Below are 6,406 nucleotides of genomic sequence, written 5' to 3' on the forward strand. Positions count from 1 at the left end.
GCCGGGCCAGCTCGCGCCGGCACATCTCCAGGCGCCGGCGCTGGATCCAGCGGCCCACGGTGACACCCTCGTACTGGTAGAGCTTGTGGAGGTAGCGCACCGAGAAGTGATGGGCGGCCGCGATCCCCTCCGGGGTGAGAGCGGGGTCGCCGAGCCGCCGCAGGATGTACTCCTTCGTCCTGGCGATCGTGGCGCGCACCTCCTCGGGCACCGGCCGGGCCGCCCGCAGGCGGTGTTCGTGGGCGAGTACGGTGAGCAGGTCCTGGGCCGTGGTGACGAGCCGGGCGGCCAGCTGCGGGTCCAGCGAGGCGACCGGCCGGGCCAGCCGCCCCAAATAGGCCGCCACCAGTGCGGCCGTCCCGGTGTCCGTCCCGAAGGCCGTCCCTGACAGCTCCAGCAGATCGTCCTCGGTCAGTCCGGCGGCGGCCTCCCGGGGCCAGTGGAAGGCCGTACCGGAGAAGTCCTCCGACACCTCCAGGACGACCGGGCGACCGGCCCGGGCAACGGCGAACGCGCCCGGCCGCAGCGGCAGCCGGCTTCCGTCCAGCAGCAGGGCGGCCGTGCCGTGGTGGGGCAGCACCAAGGTGACGTGTTCGTCCCGGCCGCACAGCACGACGTTGCGGCCGTGCGCGGCCGGCCACGGTCCGGCCACGATCGAGGAGATCCGCAGCGGGCCGAGCCGGTGGCCGGCGATGCTCGCGGCGTAGGGGACGCCCCGGGGTGGTGCCGGCTGCCGCGCGGCGGACGGGGCGGGCGCCGCGCCGGGTGACGGCGGGTCGAGGGTGAGGACAGGCATCGGTACTCCTGCGGCGGCCGCCGGGTGGTGTCCGGGGAGGGCTGCGTTCTGACGCGGGGTGAGGGTCGGGCGCGGGGCAGCGCCGGCCGGTTGCCCGGGCCGTCGCCCCGACCTGCCGGCGAGCCGCTGCGACCCGCCCACTCATCCCACCGTGCCGGGCGGCGCGTGGCCAGGAAGAACAACAGGAAGAACACCAGGAGGAACTTCGCTCCCCCGCCGGTGCGGGCACGCCGGCCCTACGGCTGTCGGGCGAGGAAGGCGGCCGGTTCGGCGGCGACCTCGTCGGCGGGCGCGAGGGTCGGGCCCTACGGCGCACCCGGGAGGCCGCGCGTGCCCGCCGACCGCCGGACGGACCGCGACCGCCGGACGGGCCGCGACCGGCAGGCGGGCGGCGGCGCCCGCTACCAGGGGTGGCGGTGCAGGGCGAGGTGCAGGGTGTCCACGGCCTGGATGAGGGCGGCGCGGGCCGAGGCCGTGCGGCAGTGGGAGTCGAGCAGCACGAAGCCGTGCACGACGCCCTGGTAGCGGGTGGCCACGACCGGCACTCCGGCCCGCCGCAGCCGGGCTGCGTAGGCCTCGCCCTCGTCCCGCAGCACGTCCGCCTCCGCGGTGATCACCAAGGCGGGCGGCAGGCCGGCGAGTTCTTCCAGGCCGGCGCGCAGCGGCGCGGCGGCGGACTGCGTGCGGTCGTCCGGGTCGGGCAGGTAGGCGTCCCAGTAGCGGCGCATGTCCGCCCGGTGGAGGAAGTACCCCTCGGCGAAGTCGCGGTAGGACGGGGTGTCGAAGTCCGCGTCGGTGACCGGGCAGAGCAGTACCTGGTGGAGCAGCCGGGCACCACCGCGCCGACGCAGGAGGAGGGTCAGGGCCGCGACCAGGTTGGCGCCCGCCGAGTCCCCGGCCGCGGCGATCCGGCTCCCGTCGAGCCCGATCTCGTGCCCGTGCGCGGCGATCCAGCAGGCCACGGCGTAGCACTGCTCGACGGCGACCGGGAACCTTGCGGCGGGCGGCCGTCCGTAGTCGACGAGGACCACGGCGGCGTCGGCGCCCACGGCGAACTCGCGCAGCAGGTGGCGGTAGCTGTCGGCGTCGCCCAGCGCCCAGCCGAGGCCGTGCAGGAAGAGGACGACCGGGGTCGGCCGGGCCGCGTCGACCGGTCGGACCACCTGGATCCGGACGTGACCGGCCGGTGTCGGCAGCGCCAGCCAGCCGGCGACCGTGTCCTGGTGACCGTCCGACGGGTGCGCTCCGGTCAGGAAGGAGAGATCCAGGGGCGCGGTCTCCCCGCTTGCCGCGTCGGACCGGCGGACCCGGGCGGCCAGGAAGTCCCGGAGGCCGCCGTCCAGGACGGGGTCCCGGCTGTCGGGGGTGCTGCTGTCGGACACGGGTGCGCTCCTGGCGTAGTGGCCGGTCGGCCCGGACTCCGCTCGTCTCCCGCGGCGGTCCCGCGGCGGGTGGTGACTGCGGCGGGCGGCGGCCACCGCGCCGGTCGCGGGCACGGCGACGAGCCGGGGGTACCGCCACCGTGCCCGGAGGCCGGTCCGGTCCGGGGCCGGAGCACCCGGGCGGGCCTCCTCGCCACGCTAGGCAGCGGCCGCCGCGGAACAGTGCCGAGAGGGAACCGGAATCGGCCCCACCGTGCACGGCTGTCCCGGGTCGCCGCCGTCAGGCCTCTTCGGCGCGCCGTGCCCGCCACTCGCGCGGGGACGTGCCGTACGCGGCCCGGAAGGCCCGGCTGAAGTGCGCGGGGTTGACGAACCCCCAGCGCTGGGCGACCGCCGAGACCGTCGGCGCGCTGCGGCCCCGCCGGCCGAGCTCCCGGGCGCACTCCTCCAGTCGGCGACGCTGGATCAGCCGGCTCACCGTCACCCCCTCGCCCTCGAAGAGCCGGTGCAGGTACCGCACCGAGATGCGGTGGGCGTCGGCGATGCTCTGCGGGGTCAGCCCGGGATCGCCGAGACGGCGGTCGATGTGGGTACGGACCGCCCGGACCAGGTCGGCGTTCGCGTCGTCGGGGGCGGCGGCCGGCCGGCCGGCGAGTTCGGCGACGAGGGTGACGACGAGGTCGGCGACACTGCCGGCCAGCAGGTCGCCGACGGCCGCCGGGTAGCTGGGCGCGGCGTCGGCGAGGGTGTCGAGGAACGGGAGCAACACGGCCCCGAGGCTCTCCCGCGAGCTGACGGCGCGCCCGGTCACCCGACGGATCTCGGCCTCCGGCACACCGAGCAGCCGGTGCGGCAGGTGGAACACGTGGGAGCGGAAGCGCTGCGGGTAGTCCACGGAGTACGGCCGCGCGAGGTCGTACAGCACGAGGTCGCCGGCCGCCACCTCGGCCCTCCGGCCGTCCTGGGTCAGCACGGCACGGCCGGACACCTGGACACCCACCGCCACCTGGGCCTCGGCCCCGGGTGTGCGCGCGATCAGGCCCGGCGTCCGGGAGAGCCGCGTCGCGTCCGCCTCCAGTGTGGAGACCCGCAGACAGCCCAGTCGGTGCGAGTCCAGCCGGCCGTCGAACGGGCCGTCGGCGAACGGCACCACCTCCACCGGCGCCAGGGCGGACGACACCGCCCGACCCCAGTGCACCGCCTTCTCCCCGTCCGGCACCGTAGCTGTCGTGACCCGCAGGTTCACCGGGCAGCCCCTTTCTCTGGTCGTGCGCGGCCGGAGCCCCGCACCACCAGCCTGCTCCGGGGAGCGCGGGGTCGCCTAGGTCATCTGACTGTCGCTCCGCCGGGTGCGGGCGGCCGTGCGCCGTGAGGCACGACGGAGTGCACGACGGGCACAGTGGGCGGAGCGGGCCGCGCAAGCGGGCGGGTACGTCCGGCCCCGCAGCCTCCCGCAACCTCAGTGGCCCTCCAGGGCGCGGGTGAGTGCCGCCCGCGAGGCGATGCCGAGCTTGGGGAAGACCTTGTACAGGTGCGCCGCGACGGTGCGGTGCGAGAGCCCGAGCCGGTGGCCGATCTCCTTGTTGCTCAGGCCCGACGCGGCAAGCCGGGCGATGCGCAGCTCCTGACCGGTCAACGTCTCGGGCACCCGGTGCGGCTCCGGGGCGAGCGGGCCGCCTGCGGCGCGCAGCTCCTCCTCGCAGCGCAGGGCCCACGGCTCTGCCTGGAGCCGCCGGAAGGCCCGGTGCGCCGCGCGGAGCACCTCGCGGGCCTCGGCCCGGTGGCGGCGGCGCAGCCACGAGCCGTGGGCCAGCCGCAGCCGGGCCAGTTCGAAGACCCACTGCTCGGCGCCCGGTGTCCGGTACGCGGCGCGGTAGGCGTCGTCGGCCGCGTCGTCCTCGGCCGCCAGGGCGGCCGCCGCTGCGAACAGGAAGGCGTGGTGGCCGGAGATCTCTCCGGGCCGCTCGGCCGACCCCGCGGCGACGAGGGCGCGGACCTCGCCGCGCCGGCCGGTGTGCGCGGCGGCCTCGGCCAGGTCGAAGGCCAGTTGGTGGAACCAGGGCAGGCCCCCGGGCAGTCGCCCTACCGGGGTCAGCCCGGTGAAGTGTGTGTACGCCTCCTCGTACCGCCCGTGCGCCAGAGCGGCCAGGCCCTCCAGATGGGTCAGCCGGTCCAGCACGAACCGCATCCCGGCGCGGGCTGCCGGCGGCCTGATCAGCCCTGCTGTCGCCGCCAGCCCCGCCTCGTCGCCCCGGCCGGCGAGAAAGTGCGCGTGGTAGTGACGGAACAGCAGCGCGTTGCAGTGGTAGCCGAGTTCCTCCGCCGCTTCGGCCTCGCGCAGGCAGACGGCCGCGCGGTCCCAGCGGCCGCGCAGGAAGTCCTGGTAGCACTTGGCCTTCGCGACCGAGCCCTGGGTGGCGTAGCCGTGCAGGCCGGTGAAGCGCCGCCACAGGTCTCCGTCGGCCACGTCGACCGCCGAGGCGGTCCAGAGCAGCAGCCAGGCCGCGCCCGCCTCCTGCGCCTCGCTCATCCGGTCGACCACCACGCTCAGCTCGCGCGCCACCCCGCGGGCGGTACGGGCCGGGTCGAGCCAGGCCCGGTGGCAGAGTCGGGCGGGCTCGGAGACGTGCTCGCGGTGGCGGTCCAGCGCCTGCCAGGCCCTCGGGTCGTCGGTGTAGGTCGCGGTGAGCAGCAGTTTGAAGAAGACCTGCTCGGCCAGCCCGTCGAAGGGCTCGGCGCCGGGGGCGGTCAGCGCGTCCAGGGCCGCGGGCAGCAGCGCGGCGGCCGACTCGAAGTCGATCCGGTGGCTCTGGTCGACGTACACCACCGCGTAGGCGAACAGTGGGGCGATGTCCGGCGGCACCGGCCGGCGCCTCAGCTCCTCCACCAGGGCCGCGGTGTACCGCAGTTGCCCGCCGCGGGCCGCCATCACGGCCGCCCAGGTGAGCCGCCGGGCGCGCTCGTCGGCGTCGGCGCTGAGCACGGCGGCGCGGTCCAGCAGCAGTGCCCCTTCCGCATCGCCGCCCCGGCGGGCCAGCCGGCTGCCGGCCTCCTGGAGGCGTCGGGCCAGGTCCTCGTCCGGGAACAGCGCCGCCGAGGCCTCGTGGACCAGTCGCTGCGGGTCTTCCGGCGGCAGGCAGTCGGCGAGCGTGCGGTGGGCCTCGCGCTGGTCGGCCGGCGAGGCCGCCGCGATCACCGCCGTGCGTACCAGCGGGTGGCGGAAGACCAGCCGCCCGGCCGCGTCCAGCCGGGCCAGGCCACCGGCCTCGATCTGCTCCAGGGCCTCCCGGGCGTCCTCGCCGGCGACGGCGCGCAGCCAGACCCCGCCCGAGGAGTCCGGCCCGGCGGCCAGGGCCGCCAGCAGGAGCAGTCGCCCGGCCGCCGGGGTCACCGCGGCGAGCCGCCCGGCGAACATCCGCTCGAACATCCGCTCCAACCGGCGCCCCAGCGGCAGCCGGTCCGGCAGCGGGACGACGCCCCGCTGCTGCTCCGCGGCCAGCTGGCGCGGCAGCTCGACCAGCGCGAGCGGGTTGCCGGCCGCCTCCCGCAGGACCCGCCGGGCGGTGGTCGCCGCCAACTGCGGGTGGTTACGGCGCAGCAGCAGGGCGGCGTCCGGCTCGGAGAGCGCCCGTACCTCGATGGGCTCGGCCGACCACGACTGGGCCACCGGGCCACCGGGCCGGCTCGCGCCGACGATCACCAGCGGCAGCTCGGCGCAGCGCCGGCGTACGAACGCGAACACCGTGGCGCTGGAGGAGTCGATCCAGTGCAGGTCGTCCAGCAGCAGCAGGAGCGGCCCGCCCAGTGACACCTCGGCCAGCAGGGCCAGGGCGGCGGCGCCGACGGCGAACCCGCTCGGCGCCGCTCCGGCCTGGATGCCCAGGGCGTTCTCGAGTGCCTCCCGCTGATGGACCGACAGCGTGCTGGAGTCGCTCAGCAGGGCCCAGAGTGCCTGGTGCAGCGCCCCGAACGCGAAGTCGGTCTCCGCTTCGGCGCCGACCGCCCGCAGGACGGTGAACCCGCGCTCACGCGCCTCGCGGGCCGTCCGCTCCAGCAGCGTGCTCTTGCCGACGCCGGGTTCGCCCCGCACCAGCACGGCCGAACCGCCCGCGCCGTCGGCCGCCCGGGCGAGTGCCGCGTCCAGCAGGTCCGTCTCCCGCCGGCGGCCGATCAGGAGCGGGTCGCGCCTCTCCCACACCGTCGCTCCCCCGGGCCGGCGACCTCCCGG

At 76.6% G+C, this 6,406-nt stretch carries 4 protein-coding genes; all 4 read right to left on the bottom strand.

Annotated elements, in window-relative coordinates:
- The coding region (locus VR45_RS10995; protein ID WP_052709005.1) for a helix-turn-helix transcriptional regulator at positions 1-796 on the bottom strand (796 nt) is incomplete at its 3' end.
- Between the two features lie 401 nt (positions 797-1,197).
- Positions 1,198-2,178 (bottom strand): alpha/beta hydrolase, encoded by a 981-nt coding sequence (locus tag VR45_RS11000; RefSeq protein ID WP_052709006.1) that lies wholly within the window; start codon positions 2,176-2,178, stop codon positions 1,198-1,200.
- A gap of 280 nt (positions 2,179-2,458) precedes the next feature.
- Positions 2,459-3,424, bottom strand: coding sequence for a helix-turn-helix domain-containing protein (locus VR45_RS11005; protein ID WP_045939519.1), 966 nt, complete (start codon positions 3,422-3,424; stop codon positions 2,459-2,461).
- A gap of 213 nt (positions 3,425-3,637) precedes the next feature.
- A partial coding sequence (locus VR45_RS11010; protein WP_353612679.1) for a BREX system ATP-binding domain-containing protein occupies positions 3,638-6,406 on the bottom strand: 2,769 nt, incomplete at its 5' end.

The organism is Streptomyces sp. NRRL S-495, assembly GCF_000966955.1.
In the GTDB taxonomy this organism is placed as follows: Bacteria; Actinomycetota; Actinomycetes; order Streptomycetales; family Streptomycetaceae; genus Kitasatospora; species Kitasatospora purpeofusca.